This is a genomic window from Aeromonas tecta, from assembly GCF_000820185.1.
In the GTDB taxonomy this organism is placed as follows: Bacteria; Pseudomonadota; Gammaproteobacteria; order Enterobacterales; family Aeromonadaceae; genus Aeromonas; species Aeromonas tecta.
Map to the genome: position 1 here is coordinate 1 of NZ_CDCA01000038.1, position 791 is coordinate 791.

Below are 791 nucleotides of genomic sequence, written 5' to 3' on the forward strand. Positions count from 1 at the left end.
GTGATGGTGATGGTCAGGGTGCTGGTCTGGCTCACGGTGCCGTCGGTGGCGGTGTAGGTGAACACCACGCCTGCAGTCTGACCGGCCGCCAGTTTCTGGGCATCCGCCCCGTTGGCGTTGAAGCTGTAGCTGCCGTCGGCGCGGATGGTCAGGGTGCCGTAACTGTTGCTCAGCACGGTGTCGCCACTGGCGTTGACGGTGGTGGCCGTCCCCGTGGTGCCGTTCAGGATCCCTGTCACCTTCAGGGCATTGCCGTCCACATCGCTGTCATTCGCCAGCACGCCGCTCGCCGCATTGACGGTCAGGATGGCGTCTTCGTTGACTGCCCCCACATCGGCCTGCAGCACCGGTGCATCGTTGGCGCCGGTGATGGTGATGGTCACGGTATGCGTGGTGCCATCGGCACTCTGGACGGTGAAGGTCTCGACCTTGGTCTCGCCCTCCTTGAGGTACTGCACCGCCGCGTTGGCCACGTTGTAGGTCCAGGCGCCGCCTTCGGTGATGGTCAGGCTGCCCAATGCGCCATTGCTGGCTACACCGTTACCCGCCACAAACACCGACTGGCCCGCATCCGCGTCAGTCACGGTCAGCACGCCGCTGTCGGTCAGGGTCGGGTTGGCCGCATCTTCGGTGACCGCGCCCGTGTCGTCGCCAGCGATGGTCGGCAAGTCGTTGGTGCCGGTGATGGTGATGGTCACGGTATGCGTGGTGCCATCGGCACTCTGGACGGTGAAGGTCTCGACCTTGGTCTCGCCCTCCTTGAGGTACTGCACCGCCGCGTTGGCCACGTT

1 protein-coding gene is annotated in these 791 nt (G+C 65.0%); it reads right to left on the minus strand.

Annotated elements, in window-relative coordinates; all coding sequences use genetic code 11:
* Positions 1-791: VCBS domain-containing protein (locus tag BN1137_RS18270; RefSeq protein ID WP_198150674.1), on the minus strand; the 791-nt coding region annotated here is incomplete at both ends.